This window comes from Ignatzschineria sp. 22MB058224, from assembly GCF_058188435.1.
Genome location: NZ_CP187366.1, coordinates 2,132,616 through 2,147,166, shown reverse-complemented (window position 1 = coordinate 2,147,166; position 14,551 = coordinate 2,132,616). Strand labels below are relative to the sequence as shown.

Genomic DNA, 14,551 nt, shown 5'->3' with positions numbered 1-14,551 from the left:
TAAAACTTTTGAGATACAATTCCTGCATCTCAAAGCCCTTAAATTTTTTCCACCTGACTAAACTCAAGATCAACAGGTGTTGCACGCCCAAAGATCATTACAGAAACTTTAATGCGACCCTTATCAGAATCAACTTCCGTGACAGTTCCATTAAACTCATTAAATGGCCCATCAATGACACGGACTTCTTCACCGATCTCATAAAGAACTTTTAACCGTGGCCCCTCTTCTGCTTGAGCAATTCTATTTAAGATTGCTTTTGCTTCTTTATCACTAATTGGGCTTGGACGATCACTTTTACCACCCACAAACCCAATAACACGAGGAACACTGTTAACCAAGTGCCAAACTTCCTCGCTCATATCCGCTTGCATCAGGACATAGCCCGGAAAGAATTTCCGTTCACTTTTACGACGTTTCCCATCTTTTACTTCAACGATCTCTTCAGTTGGGACTAAGATCTCACCAAACTTAGACTCAAATCCCTCACGCGCTATATATTCACGCAAAGCTCTTACAACTTGCCCTTCGTATCCGGAATAAGCCTGTATCACATACCAATGCATGTTTTTCTCCTACGAAAATGACAAAATAAACGAAATGATATTTTTAATAATAAAATCAACCAACATTAAAAATAATAATGTAACTACCATCACAATAATTACTAGCAATGTCATCTTGCGAGTCTCATCCATTGTTGGCCAAACAACTCTGCGCAACTCCATTCTCGCTTCTTTGAAGAAGGTGATAAGATTTTTCCCCGTTGGAGAAACAAAAAAGATCCCTCCCCCAATGATTAAACCCGCCAACAATGCCCCAAATGAATAGAGCGTATTTACCCCTTCAAAGTAGTAATATACGAAAACACCTGCAAAAATAATTAGCGCGGCTAACCACACCATCGCTTTACTTTTCTTGGCTTCATTTTGTGAAATCGAAGCACTTTTTTTGTTTTCTGCTTGAACAGGCTTAGTTGCTTCAACAGATTTTTTCTTTACACTCATCTTATCTACTTCTCATAAATGGATTTATAAACAACGCATTATACTAGATTATTTTCATTACATAAAATAAAAAGCAGCCAGAGACTGACTGCTTTTATTTTTTGGCGGGCCAAGAAGGAATCGAACCCTCAACCTACGGTTTTGGAGACCGTCGCTCTGCCAATTGAGCTATTGACCCAAATACTGTTAGCAGTAATTATGCAATAACTTTCGCTACAACGCCCGCACCAACTGTACGGCCACCCTCACGGATAGCAAAGCGCAAACCTTCATCCATCGCGATTGGGTTGATTAACTCAACAACCATTTTCACGTTATCACCAGGCATAACCATTTCTACACCCTCAGGAAGCTCACAAGCACCTGTTACGTCTGTAGTACGGAAATAGAACTGTGGACGATAGCCTTTAAAGAATGGCGTATGACGACCACCCTCTTCTTTTGAAAGTACGTATACTTCTGCTTCGAATTTTGTATGTGGCTTGATTGAACCTGGTTTTGCTAATACTTGACCACGTTCAACATCTTCACGTTTTGTACCACGAAGAAGAACACCAACGTTATCACCAGCTTGACCTTGATCGAGAAGTTTACGGAACATCTCAACACCAGTACAAGTCGTTTTTTGAGTTGGACGGATACCAACGATTTCTAATTCTTCACCAGTTTTAACGATTCCCGACTCAACACGACCTGTTACAACAGTACCGCGACCTGAGATTGAGAATACATCTTCAATAGGCATCAAGAATGGCTTATCAATATCACGCTCTGGTAATGGAATCCAGCTATCAAGCGCTTCAAGAAGCTTTTTAATCGCAGGAACACCAATCTCAGACTCATCACCTTCGATCGCTTTAAGAGCCGAACCAACGATTACTGGAGTATCATCTCCTGGGAAGTCATAAGCATCTAGAAGTTCACGAACTTCCATTTCAACTAATTCGATTAACTCTGCATCATCAACCATATCTGCCTTGTTTAAGAAAACAAGGATATATGGAACACCTACTTGGCGTGAAAGCAGGATGTGTTCACGAGTTTGCGGCATAGGACCATCTGCTGCAGAACAAACTAAGATTGCTCCATCCATTTGCGCAGCACCTGTGATCATGTTTTTAACATAGTCAGCATGTCCTGGGCAATCAACGTGCGCATAGTGGCGAGTTGGCGACTCATATTCAACGTGTGAAGTAGAGATAGTAATACCACGCTCTCTCTCTTCCGGTGCGTTATCAATCTGATCGTATGCACGAACGTTTGCACCACTTGATTCATTACCAACTTTTGTTAAAGCTGCCGTCAACGTAGTTTTACCATGGTCAACGTGTCCGATTGTACCGACATTTACGTGCGGTTTATTACGACTAAAAGTTTCCTTTGACATAATATCACTCTTTCTAGATTAGATTAATTACACGGAAGGGGAATGGTGCTCATAACCGGAATTGAACTGGTGACCTCGTCCTTACCAAGGACGCGCTCTACCGACTGAGCTATATGAGCAAGAAATGGAGCGGGTGATGGGAATCGAACCCACACAATCAGCTTGGAAGGCTGAGATTCTACCATTGAACTACACCCGCAGAACTCATTTTTAAAATTGGTGGTGGAGGAAGGATTCGAACCTTCGAAGGCATAGCCGCCAGATTTACAGTCTAGTCCCTTTGACCGCTCGGGAACTCCACCAAAGAAGCTGTCATTATACACGCTGCTTTCGATCTGTCAATGAGATTTATGCGCATTTTTTTGCCAAACATTTCATCTCTTTTTAATCATTTTCAAGCTTACTAAGCGCGTTCATGAGTGCCTTATCTTTATTGTAGATGTCAGCACGGAATGAGATCTTATCATCATTCACTCTGATCGTCATGTATAAAGTGTAGACAGGAATTTTTTTATCCTTCGCTAAACCCACATGTGACTCTTTTGGTTGACGAAATGCCGATTTAATTTTTTCTTCACTCCAGCCCGCTTCTCCTAAAAAGTATTCAGCAAGCTCCGTTGGATTCTCAATTCTCACACATCCGGAACTAAAATCCCGCGATGTTCTCTTAAACAGGCCTTTTGATGGCGTATCGTGCAAGTAAATCGCATGTTCATTCGGGAACATAAATTTCACGCGTCCTAAGGAGTTATAGTCACCTGGATCTTGGCGCAACTGGAACGGAAAGTTATTGCGGCTATATTGTGACCAATCGACTGTTCCCGGATCTATCTCCTGACCACCATGGAAAATTCTAATTTTGGAACCCGTCAAGGCATAAGGATTCTGTTTTAGCCGTGGCAAGAAGTCTTTCACCGCCATTGAACGTGGAACATGCCAGTAAGGACTAAAAACAATATAACTCATCGGTGACATAAACACGGGCGTTTTACGACCTTCTCTCCCAACAACAGTTCGTGCACTTAACTCTACCTCACCATTTTTAACGACTTCATATCGAAATCCGGGGATATCCACCATCACAAAGTGATCCCCCATTGTTACCGGCATCCAGCGCCAACGTTCAAGATTTATCTCTATCTGTTTTATTCGATCTTCATTAGAACGATTCATCTCCACAATAGTCTTTTTACCTGGAGCACCATCAGGTTCTAGCAGATGCGTTTTTTGAAACTCTTTAACTGCATTGATCATTTTAGCATCATAGACAGACGAGTCACCGGCATCGTATCCCATATAATTTAGTCGATCGCGCATTTGCATTACTCGCTCACCACTCATGCCTGGTTTGATCGTCGCTCCATCTGAAATTTTCGCAGGCTCATCACCTGTTTTTTCTCTGAATGCTCGCAATGCTCTCTTAAGACCTTTGTATTCGTTGTATTGCGGAATATATTGATTAAAGGTAGAAGCTATGTCATTACTGATTAGTAGATCTAAAAAGGCTTGAGGCACATTTAATGAGCGTCCCTCCAAAAGCCAATCCACATCCTGCTTCTTAATTTCAGGTCGCCCTAAAACAATATCCCTTAAATACGAAATACCACCATCTTCTAACAAAATAGCAATCTCTTCTCCATTATTAGAAAAATCACCACTATTCAATAAATTTTGAATGCGTCCGACATGGTACATTGAAGGCAACAACCCCTCTTCTTCACTTTTTAGAAGCAAGGCGTAAAGCTGACTTCCCTTAGCCGTTAAGCCATTTGCACCCACCAAACTTAGATCATTCCCTGAATGCGAATCTACATAGGCCTGCTTTAGGCTAACAAAGTTACTTTTATCATTTGAACTGATACGACTTTTAAATGAATATTTCTCGCCCGCCTTCGGCGCTTTATCTGCCCAATATTTGGCACGCATAGCATAATCGATAGGGGTGGTAATAATCGCAAATGATTGATAATTCTCAAGCGGATCATCCTCACGACTTTCTGCAATATTATTTACCTGAGAACTTTTTGGTACATGCGGCACTTGAGTAACTTTTGACACACTCTTAACAGATCTTTCCTCAGCCTGTCTCGGAATAGATTCAACTGAAACCACATCATTTTCTACGGAAATCAACTCAATAGCAGGCATTTTATTCGATACATCCCCACTTTCAAGTAGCTCATTCCGCGACGCTTCTGAGGGAAATCTTATTTCTAATGGACTCTGTTCCTGATTTTTATTATGTTCATTGATATCCGCGACATCCTCACCTGCGAAAATTTTAGCTAAATCATCTACATTATTTCCCGTAATTTTCAATTCAACCGTTTCTTGCGCAGCAGCCCTACCAATAGAAGCTATTAAAATACAAGCCGATGTTAAAGTCGCAGCAATCAGTTTTTTTGTCATGATTTAGTCTCTATATAGCGCATTTTTTTGTAAGGAGCTCCAGGTTAATCTCCCAATAACGATCTGATATTATACAGAAAAATTACAATGAGCGCTTTAATGTATGAAGATCATAAGGCGTCTCTTGGTAAACGCAGTAGTTCAACCAATTTGCAAACAACAAACTACCATGAGACCGCCATGTGACAACGGGTAACTCAGCAGGATTATTATCGCGGTAGTAATTTTTAGGCGGGTCTATCATCTCACCGCGTTCAATATCTCGACGGTACTCTCGATCTAACGTATCACTATCATATTCACAATGCCCCATGATATAGACATGTCGTAAATCTCGATTGGCTACTAGATAGATCCCCGCTTCTTCAGATTCTGCCAATATAATAAGATCATCATGCTCTTCAATATCTTTGCGGCGAACCTCTGTATGCCGACTATGAGGTGCGAAAAAGAACTCATCAAATCCTTGGACAAGTTTTACTGTCGGCTCAAAAATAGAATGTGAAAACACCCCAAAACATTTCTCTTTTAAAGGATATTTATTAATTCCATATCGATAATAAAGCCCCGCTTGAGCCCCCCAGCAGATATAGAGCGTTGAAAAAACATTTTTATCTGCCCAAGCCATAATATTCGTAAGTTCTTGCCAATATTGCACATCCTCGAAAGGCAATGTTTCTACCGGAGCGCCTGTAATAATTAAACCATCAAACGCCTCTTCTTTAATTTCATCAAAGGTTCGATAGAACTCATCAAGATAGGCTCTATCTGTATTTTTGGGCTGATATGTTTCTGTCGCAATAAAAACGGGCTCTACTTGTAATGCTGTATTTCCTAAAACACGCAACAACTGTGTTTCAGTGACTTCTTTCAGCGGCATTAAATTTAAAATGGCAATTTTCATCGGGCGAATATCTTGCGAAATCGCGCGATCTTCATCCATTACAAAGATATTTTCGTTTTTTAAAACCTGATAAGCTGGTAGTTGATTAGAAATTTTAACGGGCATTTTCATATTCCTTTATTGAAATTATTCACTAACATCACAACAAGAAAGCAAAAAAGAGAGTCATTTTTCACAAGACTCTCTTTCCGCCTTAAAACAATTTATTGTTGGGATTTTTCTAATGCTTGCTCAATATCCGCAATCAGGTCATTCACATCTTCTAAGCCAATTGACAGACGAATAAGCTCAGGAAGAACACCTGCCTTTTTCAACCCCTCTTCATCTAATTGTGAATGAGTTGTTCCTGCTGGATGAATGACTAGACTTTTTGCATCTGCAACATTTGCCAATAAAGAAAAAATTTCTAAATTATCAATAAATTTAATGCTTGCTTCTTTACCACCTTTCACACCAAAAGTAAAAATGGCACCTGCTCCCTTCGGAAAATATTTCTGCCCACGCGCGAAATATTCACTTGAAGTAAGACCGGGATGTTTTACCCATGCAACATGAGGATGATTTTCTAAATGCTGAGCAATTTTTAACGCCGACTCTGTCATACGCTCAACACGTAAACTCAGCGTTTCAAGACCTAATAAAATCAAAAATGCATTAAAAGGACTAATACATGCACCGGTATCCCGCATCAACTCTACGCGCGCCTTTAAGATATACGCTTGCTCACCGAGATCCGCATACTTTAAACCATGATAAGCAGCGTCGGCAGTATTAAATCTTGGATAACGGGGGTTATTTTTATAAATAAAGTTTCCATTATCGATAATTGCGCCCCCAATTGATGTACCATGCCCACCAATATATTTAGTGAGTGAGTGCACCACAATATTTACGCCATAATCTTTTAAATTAATAAGATAAGGCGTTCCAAAAGTATTATCCACAATTGTTACAATCTGATATTTTTGAGCAATTGCAACAATTCGCTCAATATCTGGAATATTAATATCCGGGTTACCAATGCTTTCGAAGAAAATCGCTTTAGTCTTATCATTAATTGCAGCTTCTAATCCCGCAAAATCTTCTGGCTCGATAAAGTGTACTTTAATACCAAATTGTGATTGTAACCGGTTATTGAAAAGCGTATAAGTGCCACCATAAATTGTACTTAAGGTGATAATCTCATCGCCTGGTGTTGCAACATTCAGAACGGAATATAAAATTGCCGCCATCCCTGAGCTTGTCGCTAATCCCCCAACACCCTTCTCAAGTGCTGCGACTCGCTTTTCGAGAACATCCGTTGTCGGATTCATCAGGCGTGTATAGATATTCCCTAGTTTTGCAAGACCAAAAAGATCCGCCGCATGCTGAGAGTCATCAAATACATAGCTTGAGGTTTGATAAATTGGAACGGCACGAGATTTTGTTTCATCAACTACTTGGCCGGCATGAACTTGTAGAGTATCGAAACTCCAATTAGAGGTTGTCATTAAAGAACTCCTAAATTTTATTGGTTAAGGCAGATTCATATCGTTTAACTGCCAAAAAATAATCACGTTAAGTCCAAAAAATTAGAAACATAAACTTAAACGCTTGAGAAATAGCTATATCGCACCCACAATTTAAAAGCAATGATCTGCCGTTAAATTCACCGGATAAAACAAAGAGCCACTTCTCTAAAATAGCTCACAATATCGATAAAATGAAGCGATACAGCACATAAAATTTATTTTATAAATTTATATATATTTTAACGTTTATAAACCTCATTTCCAGCGATATAGGTCGCAGCGATCGCTCGATCATCACCTAATGTCATCTGCACAAAGAGAGTCTCTTCAAGCGAATCTACATGCTTCATTCGATAATCAATAATTGGCGTGGAATGTAAATCCAACACGATAATGTCGGCTTCCATCCCGGGAGCAATTGACCCTATCTTATCTTGCAAAGAAAGCGCTTCTGCTGTTCCACGAGAGGCTAAATAGAAGCTGTGAAGTGATGAATAAGGAGAACCGTTTAACTGCGCAGCTTTATACGCTTCGTTCATTGTTTGCAGAATCGAAAAACTTGTTCCCGCACCAAGATCGGTTGCTAAACCCACTTTTATCGGACGACTTTTCTGCTTTGCCAAACTGACATCAAACGCGCCAGAACCTAAAAAGAAATTGGATGTTGGGCAATGCGCAACCGCCGCACCACTTTCACTTAAACGATGAAACTCACGCTCTGTTAGATGTACACCATGCCCGTAGATTGCTCGTTCTCGCAGTAGATTATAACGATCATACACATCGGTATAATCAATTGCATCTGGAAATAGAGACTGCACCCAGGCAATTTCATCCCGATTTTCTGAAACGTGAGACTGAATTAAAGTATCGGGGAATTCTGTCGCTAGGGTTCCAACCATCTCCAACTGTTCATGCGTTGAGGTTGGTACAAATCGAGGTGTAATGACATACTCTGCTCTGCCACGTTTATGCCATTTTTCAATCAACATCTTTGATTCATCATAGGCTTTTTGTGGCGTATCTAATAGCGCTTCCGGCGCATTACGATCCATACAGACCTTCCCCGCCATAATTCGCATATTATACTTTTCAGCTTCCGTAAAAATCGCCTCTACAGATTCAGAGAAAACTGTACAAAAAACCGTTGCTGAAGTAACGCCATTACGCCGCTGTTCCTGCAAAAATATTTTGGCAACCTCATCGGCATAATCTCGATCCTTAAATTTTTGCTCAGCGATAAACGTATAATTATTCAACCAATCTAGCAACTGCTCACCATAAGCTCCGATAATCTCAGTCTGAGGATAATGCACATGACTGTCAATAAAGCCCGGCAAAATTAGATGATCTCGAAAATCTTTTACCTCAACATTCTCTAAATGCGGCATTAAATCAGTCGCTCGACCTACTTGTTCAATCAAGCCATCTTTAATTACTACAACAGCATCTGACTCATATTGATAACATTCCTCTAATGGAAAGAGAAAAGGGTCTTTATGAAATGTTAATAGCGCACCACGAATGACAGTTCTTTCTGTTTGCATTGGGTATTCAATCCTTTTAAATCACAAACGATTCTAAAAATATCAGGGTTAAAGCATGAAATGCGTTACCGAATGGGAAACTTGCGCCAGCAGATCGCCTGACTCTGGAGCGGTTTCATCAAACATAGCCATTCCCATCGCTTCAACAAAAGCTACTGCCCGTTGATTTTTCGTAAAAACATCAATATATCGCACATTAAATTCGGAAGTAGCCTTTTCAAATAGGGCCTGTCCAAGTCCTTTTCGCCAATAATTAGGCGCTATTGCAATGCGTTCTATCGAATCTTCTTCAATAGCTATTATCCCTAGCATTTTAGAAGCGTTCTTTTCATAAATGGCAAGAGATGTTGTTGTCGCTGCTAAAAAATCGACTTCACCTTCAAGATCAATCGGATAAATAATAGTTCCAATCTCCTGATTGACAGCCATTAAACTCTGCATTAAAAGCGTTGCTGCTTCTATAATCTCTTCTTGACTCTCAATACTTTTTATTTGCCATTTCATCATTTATGTCATCTTTTATTCATTTATGATCATTTAAAAAGCAGATCTACTTATTAATAGATCTGCTTTGGAGAGCCTATTCTGGCTCAATGCCACTTTTTAGTAAACCTAAACTATTTTCATCAAATTAATTAGGCATTTCAATGCGTGTTTTGTGATCTTTCTCATCATATTTACGTGCAACATTTGAAAACTTCCCTGCAATAATTGCACAAATATATGCATAAATCGCGGCTAAAATTGCACCAACTGGCACAATAATAAATAGTTGGTAATTAAATGCTTCAAGCCCGAGCATATTCGCAATGGGTTCATCGATCATAAAAACTAAACCGATAAAGATCAGTAAATAAACAAATGACAAGATAAATGCGCGCACTGCTGCTGTTGATCTAAACTTCCCATCTAGAGGTTTATTGTAAAAAGAGCTCATCCAAAAACCAAGGAGTAATCCCACCGGCAAAATTGCCATAAAAGTAATGAGTGAAAACGGCATAATTTTACTCAATTGTACTGCTTCGCGCACATGATCTGTGGCAAGAGAATGCAACAAACCAAAGCCTGCAAGATATGTAACAAGCATAAAAATATTGAAAAGGTAGAAAAAAGTCAGAATAATTCTACCTCGCTGATTTTCTTGATACACCTGATTAGGTTGCGTAACCATAATAGACTCCTTAAATGTTTAATTGAAAATTGATAACATTCCTACACTTTTATCTGTAATAAATTTACTAATATTTTAACATAATACTACATTATTAAATGCATTATTGATCCATATGCCGTGATATTTCAAAGGACTGTTATCATTATTGACTGAAAACGGTTACGAGGAGAAGCGATGAAAATTTTACACAGCGCCGATTGGCATCTTGGCAAACTGATCCATGGAATCTATATGACCGAGGATCAGCGTGCTATTTTAGCGCAGTTAACCACCTATATTAAGCAAGAGCGCCCCGATCTGATCATCATTGCCGGCGATCTCTACGATCGCGCCATCCCGCCAATTGAAGCTATCGAACTGCTCGATCAATTTTTACGTGATATTGCCCTGAAAGCCGGCATTCCTATTATCGCCATTACCGGCAATCATGATAGCCCTAAGCGCCTCCAATTTGGTAATGAGTTTCTCCAAAATCAATCCTGCTTTTTAGTCACAGAGCTCGATCCTACCTTTCAACCGATCATTCTCTCGGACCAATGGGGAGAAGTCCATTTCTACCCGATTCCCTACTTAGAACCCTCTCTCGTACGCCATATTTTACAAGATGAGCATATCACCGATCACGATAGCGCCTTAAAAGCGATCGTCACCAAAATCGAAGCGCAATATGATCCTACGGTTCGTAATATTCTCATTCTTCATGCATTTGTGATCCACTCCTCTTCAAAAGAGAGACTCACCTCCGATTCAGAACGTCCGCTCGCCATTGGTGGCAGTGAATATGTCTCTGCCGAGCACTTTGAGATCTTTGATTATGTGGCGCTCGGCCATCTCCATCAAGCGCACTACATTAAAGATGAACGCATACAATACGCAGGTTCCCTCTTAAAATATTCTCAATCAGAAGCCAATCATCAAAAAGTGATCTTGGAGATTGAGCTTGGAGCTAAAGGAGAGTTGTCCATTGAGAAGGTCGCTTTTACTCCCCGTCGGGAATTGCGTGAAGTGAAAGGATATCTCAAAGAGATTCTCCAGATGCCTCAAAGTGAAGATTACTGCTTTGTCACCCTTTTAGATGAGACGCCGGTACTCCAACCGATGGCGCAAATTCGTACCGTTTTTCCCAATGCGATGCATGTTCAGAGATTACCGACTGAGACACCGATGTTTCACAAGAAACATTTTGAGACACCTCAAAAAGAGCGAGAGGATGATCTCTCGCTCTTTACTGGCTTCTATCGTACCCTGCTCGATAGAGAACCCGATGCTGAGACATTACAGATTTTTGCCGATGCCATCCAACAGACAGAGAGAGAGTAGAGGAGAATCCCATGCGCCCCATTCAATTAACCCTTACCGCATTTGGCCCCTATCATGGAACGGAAGTGATCGATTTTCGTAAACTTGCTCCTCATAATCTCTTTGTGATCTCCGGGAAGACCGGCGCCGGCAAAACAACGATCTTTGATGGCATCTCCTATGCACTCTTTGGTGAAGCGAGCGGTCTCGATCGTCAAGATGCCACACTCTCACTCCGAAGTGACTTTGCGATCGATGATGAGCCGACGACTGCTGAGCTTATTTTTGAGCTCAAGGGGAAAGAGTATCGCATCTTTCGTCAGCTTCCCTACCACAAAACGGGTAACAAGACGATTACCCAAGGAAAGGCTGAGTTATATGCGCTTAACCATGATGGACCTCAAAGTGATCTCTTTGCAGAGATCCCACTCGTTGAACGGCAGATTCCCAATATGGTCAACCCTAAAATTGAGGAGCTATTAGGACTCAATCGAGATCAATTCAATCAGCTTGTCATGCTTCCACAAGGGGAGTATCAGCGTTTTCTAACCTCCAAGACCACCGATAAAGAGGCGATTTTACGCACTGTCTTCAATACTGAACGTTATCAAACCGTTGTAGAGAATCTCAAAATGAGCGCCGATCACTCTAAAGAGAAGGTCAGAGAGATTCAATCTGGTTATAACGCCCTGATCCAATCGATCTATCGACAACTACCACCGCGGGAATCCCCTTTCTTCGAGCATTTTCAAGAGGAGAGTGAAATTCAGATCAATAGCTTTCAAGCGCTTGAAGGTTTAGGTGTAGAAGCGGCATTTTATCAAGCGGAAGAGCGCACAATTCGCAAAGAGATCACGCAACAAGAAACCATCATCGAAGCAGAACAGGAACGACTTATAGAGAGCCGATCACTCAATGCAAAATTCCAAGAGTTAGAGGATGCAGAAAAAAATCTTCAAGCCCTTAGCGCACAACAATTAGCGGTTGACAGCTTAAAACATTCTGTCGCTCTTGCGGAAAAGGCACTGTCGATGGAAAAATTTGCCAATGATGCCTTTCGGTTACGTCGAGAGTACACTGAAGCCCAAAAGGCGTTAGCAGTAGCCCAAGAGCACTTCAAAGCGGCGGAAATAGAGCATCAAAATGCGCTAGAACAACATCAACTTGCACAGAAGAAAGAGGATCTTATCACGGCGCTGAGTGAAGAAGTGACCCTTCTTGAGAGTCGAGAAAGAGAGATTGAGACGCTAGCCCACTATCAGGCCACTATCTTCCAAAGCCGAGAGCAGATCACTCAGATTCAACAAGAGATCAACCGTTTAAGCGATATCATCCGCGAAGAGCAGACGAAAAAGAGTGATTGCCAGCAGAGAATAAAAAATGCTGAAACCGATAGTGATCCCATAGCACAATATCAACAACTCCATCGTGACCTTGAATATTTCTCAACATTACTTGAGAAGCAGAAGCGCGAGCAAGCAACGCGCTTATCACTCGAAGAAGAGAAAACAAGAAGAACCACTGCACTTGAAAATGCGCAAAAAGCGCAGAAAGAGGCAGCTGCAAAATTTTATCAGCAACAAGCTTTAACGCTTGCCCATACGCTTGAAGATGGCAAACCTTGCCCTGTTTGTGGCAGCCTCCAGCATCCAAATAAAATCGATGGAGAAGATGCTCATACGGCAGGTGAAGATTCCATCAACCCACAATATCAGTTTGAGATGGCCAATCAGAATCTGATCGATGCTCAGCGACAATATGATCAACTGCTCAATAGAGAGAAAGAGATAGAAGAGAGAGTTCAACAAGTTTCCCAAGATCTTGAAGAGTCGTGGCAGAAAATGACCATTTTCAGCCAACAAGAGCGTGATAAGATAGCGCCTCTAGCCCTTGAGATCTCGACCTACGAAATGATAGTTTCATCCCTTGCCTCTAATCGGCAAAAAGTACAATCTGCCTTTGATAATAGCCAAAAATCATTACAGCTATTACGAACGTTACGCCCCGAGCTTGAAGCGATTGAAACCGCTTTAATGCAACATCAAAGAGAACTCGACCAAGTAAGGGAATCTTATCAAGAGAAGAGAAACTACCTTACAGAGATGGAGAGCGCGCTCAAATCAATACTCCAAAATATCCCTGAAGAGCTGCGTGATCCTCAAGCCTATCGAACTTATCTCGATCAGCAAAAAAGCGCTTTAACAACGCTCAAAGCGCAACTCAAATTAGCAGAAAAAAAATTACAAGAAGCCGAAAAAGAGCGAGCGCTTCTCTTTCAGAAGCTAGAGCAACATCAGATACAAAAAGAGAAGCGCTCTCAAGACTCAAAAAAGGCAGAAGAGGATTTTACTCAGGCACTTATCCAAGCCTCTTTTATCAAAAAGAGTAATGATGGTACTGAAGAGGCTGATGAAGCTCAATTTATTGCGGCGCAACAGCAGATCCCTCATCTCGCTGAAAATCGTGAAAAGGTGGCCGAGTTTGAACGACGCTATCTCATCGCCAATGAAAAGGTCAATGCTCTCTCTCTTGCTCTTGCCGAAAAAGCACCGATCGAGCTCTCCGAGCTTGAGCAAAAAGTAGGTAGCGATAAAGAGAAGCTTGCAAAATTACAGAGCAGACTCCATAAAAATCAGCAACTTATCACCCAGATAAAGCAGACGATTGCAGGGATTAATGAGGTCAGTAGCGCTTTAGAAGCGGCACGTGCGCGTCATGAAAAAACCGTTGAGGTTTATGATCTTGTCCGCGGACAAAATAGTAGCCGAATCTCGCTCGAACGCTTTATTCTCATCGAATATTTTGAAATGATTATTCATGCGGCAAATCTCCGACTCTATCAGATGAGTCATGGTCAATTTCAATTTATTCGTTCCGAAGATATTGCTGCGCGCAATGTTCAAAGTGGGCTTGATCTCAATATTTATGATGCTTATACCGGAGAAAATCGCGATGTTAAGACCCTATCCGGCGGAGAGAAATTTAAAGCTTCGCTCAGTCTCTCTTTGGGGATGGCAGATGTGATTCAATCCCATAAAGGTGGCGTCTCTATCGATACCCTCTTTATTGATGAAGGATTTGGAGCACTTGATGAGGAGTCCCTTCTGCAGGCAATCGATGTTCTCATCGAGCTACAAGCCTCTGGACGTATGATTGGAGTGATTTCCCATGTAGAAGAGCTCAAGCAGGCATTGCCGGCACGTATTGAGGTTACTAAAACCAAGATTGGTTATAGCAAGACCGCAATTATTCATTCATAAAACAGGTTTCTCAACGCCATAAAAAACCTGAGGTTATATGCCTCAGGTTTTTA

At 41.1% G+C, this 14,551-nt stretch carries 11 protein-coding genes and 4 tRNA genes; 2 read left to right on the top strand and 13 right to left on the bottom strand.

Annotated elements, in window-relative coordinates:
* Window positions 1-38 precede the first annotated feature (38 nt).
* The 13 genes from nusG to ACPF7B_RS09415 all read right to left on the bottom strand — a co-directional run bounded on the left by nusG (window position 39) and on the right by ACPF7B_RS09415 (window position 9,936).
* Window positions 39-566, bottom strand: coding sequence for a transcription termination/antitermination protein NusG (gene nusG, locus ACPF7B_RS09475; RefSeq protein WP_490505558.1), 528 nt, complete (start codon window positions 564-566; stop codon window positions 39-41).
* A gap of 9 nt (window positions 567-575) precedes the next feature.
* Window positions 576-1,007 (bottom strand): preprotein translocase subunit SecE, encoded by a 432-nt coding sequence (gene secE, locus ACPF7B_RS09470; protein WP_490505557.1) that lies wholly within the window; start codon window positions 1,005-1,007, stop codon window positions 576-578.
* Window positions 1,008-1,109: 102 nt separating this feature from the next.
* A tRNA-Trp gene (locus ACPF7B_RS09465) sits at window positions 1,110-1,185 on the bottom strand.
* 18 nt (window positions 1,186-1,203) lie between these two features.
* Window positions 1,204-2,394: an elongation factor Tu gene (gene tuf / locus ACPF7B_RS09460; protein ID WP_490504988.1), complete on the bottom strand. Its 1,191-nt coding sequence runs from the start codon at window positions 2,392-2,394 to the stop codon at window positions 1,204-1,206.
* A 43-nt stretch (window positions 2,395-2,437) separates the two neighbouring features.
* Window positions 2,438-2,513 (bottom strand) — tRNA-Thr (locus tag ACPF7B_RS09455).
* 6 nt (window positions 2,514-2,519) lie between these two features.
* Window positions 2,520-2,593 (bottom strand) — tRNA-Gly (locus ACPF7B_RS09450).
* A gap of 18 nt (window positions 2,594-2,611) precedes the next feature.
* Window positions 2,612-2,696, bottom strand: a tRNA-Tyr gene (locus tag ACPF7B_RS09445).
* An 82-nt stretch (window positions 2,697-2,778) separates the two neighbouring features.
* Window positions 2,779-4,803 (bottom strand): L,D-transpeptidase family protein, encoded by a 2,025-nt coding sequence (locus ACPF7B_RS09440; RefSeq protein ID WP_490505556.1) that lies wholly within the window; start codon window positions 4,801-4,803, stop codon window positions 2,779-2,781.
* 82 nt (window positions 4,804-4,885) lie between these two features.
* A complete protein-coding gene (gene metA / locus ACPF7B_RS09435) occupies window positions 4,886-5,812 on the bottom strand; it encodes a homoserine O-acetyltransferase MetA (RefSeq protein WP_490505555.1) in 927 nt (308 codons plus the stop codon).
* 98 nt (window positions 5,813-5,910) lie between these two features.
* Window positions 5,911-7,197: an O-acetylhomoserine aminocarboxypropyltransferase/cysteine synthase family protein gene (locus tag ACPF7B_RS09430; RefSeq protein ID WP_490505554.1), complete on the bottom strand. Its 1,287-nt coding sequence runs from the start codon at window positions 7,195-7,197 to the stop codon at window positions 5,911-5,913.
* Window positions 7,198-7,457: 260 nt separating this feature from the next.
* Entirely contained in the window at window positions 7,458-8,765 is a 1,308-nt protein-coding gene (guaD, locus tag ACPF7B_RS09425) for a guanine deaminase (protein ID WP_490505553.1), read from the bottom strand.
* Window positions 8,766-8,813: 48 nt separating this feature from the next.
* Window positions 8,814-9,272 (bottom strand): GNAT family N-acetyltransferase, encoded by a 459-nt coding sequence (locus tag ACPF7B_RS09420; RefSeq protein ID WP_490505552.1) that lies wholly within the window; start codon window positions 9,270-9,272, stop codon window positions 8,814-8,816.
* A 124-nt stretch (window positions 9,273-9,396) separates the two neighbouring features.
* Window positions 9,397-9,936: a hypothetical protein gene (locus tag ACPF7B_RS09415; protein WP_490505551.1), complete on the bottom strand. Its 540-nt coding sequence runs from the start codon at window positions 9,934-9,936 to the stop codon at window positions 9,397-9,399.
* Between the two features lie 177 nt (window positions 9,937-10,113).
* Here ACPF7B_RS09415 and ACPF7B_RS09410 point away from each other — a divergent pair, with 177 nt between their 5' ends.
* Entirely contained in the window at window positions 10,114-11,259 is a 1,146-nt protein-coding gene (locus tag ACPF7B_RS09410; RefSeq protein WP_490505550.1) for an exonuclease SbcCD subunit D, read from the top strand.
* Window positions 11,260-11,270: 11 nt separating this feature from the next.
* Window positions 11,271-14,498, top strand: a complete 3,228-nt coding sequence (locus tag ACPF7B_RS09405; RefSeq protein ID WP_490505549.1) for an AAA family ATPase — start codon at window positions 11,271-11,273, stop codon at window positions 14,496-14,498.
* Window positions 14,499-14,551 lie beyond the last annotated feature (53 nt).

Coding starts and splice junctions, on each gene's coding strand:
- ACPF7B_RS09420 (WP_490505552.1), bottom strand. CDS start 9,272: ATGATGAAATGGCAAATAAAAAGTATTGAGAGTCAAGAAGAGATTATA.
- ACPF7B_RS09440 (WP_490505556.1), bottom strand. CDS start 4,803: ATGACAAAAAAACTGATTGCTGCGACTTTAACATCGGCTTGTATTTTA.
- ACPF7B_RS09430 (WP_490505554.1), bottom strand. CDS start 7,197: ATGACAACCTCTAATTGGAGTTTCGATACTCTACAAGTTCATGCCGGC.
- ACPF7B_RS09410 (WP_490505550.1), top strand. CDS start 10,114: ATGAAAATTTTACACAGCGCCGATTGGCATCTTGGCAAACTGATCCAT.
- metA (WP_490505555.1), bottom strand. CDS start 5,812: ATGCCCGTTAAAATTTCTAATCAACTACCAGCTTATCAGGTTTTAAAA.
- ACPF7B_RS09405 (WP_490505549.1), top strand. CDS start 11,271: ATGCGCCCCATTCAATTAACCCTTACCGCATTTGGCCCCTATCATGGA.
- tuf (WP_490504988.1), bottom strand. CDS start 2,394: ATGTCAAAGGAAACTTTTAGTCGTAATAAACCGCACGTAAATGTCGGT.
- secE (WP_490505557.1), bottom strand. CDS start 1,007: ATGAGTGTAAAGAAAAAATCTGTTGAAGCAACTAAGCCTGTTCAAGCA.
- ACPF7B_RS09415 (WP_490505551.1), bottom strand. CDS start 9,936: ATGGTTACGCAACCTAATCAGGTGTATCAAGAAAATCAGCGAGGTAGA.
- guaD (WP_490505553.1), bottom strand. CDS start 8,765: ATGCAAACAGAAAGAACTGTCATTCGTGGTGCGCTATTAACATTTCAT.
- nusG (WP_490505558.1), bottom strand. CDS start 566: ATGCATTGGTATGTGATACAGGCTTATTCCGGATACGAAGGGCAAGTT.